The organism is Enterobacter cloacae complex sp. P16RS2 (genome assembly GCF_014982155.1).
GTDB classification, from domain to species: domain Bacteria; phylum Pseudomonadota; class Gammaproteobacteria; order Enterobacterales; family Enterobacteriaceae; genus Enterobacter; species Enterobacter cloacae_M.
The window spans coordinates 1-238 of the sequence record NZ_JADCKW010000069.1; the positions used below are offsets into that span (position 1 = coordinate 1).

The 238-nt window shown below is 50.0% G+C and carries 1 tRNA gene; it reads right to left on the reverse strand.

Annotated features, from left to right (window positions below):
* Window positions 1-121: 121 nt before the first annotated feature.
* Window positions 122-198: transfer RNA gene (locus tag INF68_RS22840), tRNA-Ile, on the reverse strand.
* Window positions 199-238: the final 40 nt, after the last annotated feature.

The following is a 238-nucleotide window of genomic DNA, read 5'->3' on the forward strand; positions in this document are numbered from 1 at the left end:
GAGCTATAGCCCCATCGTTTTGCCAACCTCTGTACCGGTAATTTTTGTTGAGGCAAGGCGTGGTGACACGAAGCATACTCAGGTATGTGAGTGTCGCCGCAACGCAGCATCAGCAAAAATTTGGTAGGCCTGAGTGGACTTGAACCACCGACCTCACCCTTATCAGGGGTGCGCTCTAACCACCTGAGCTACAAGCCTGCAGAGATTTTTACTGCTGTTTTTCATCAGACAATCTGTG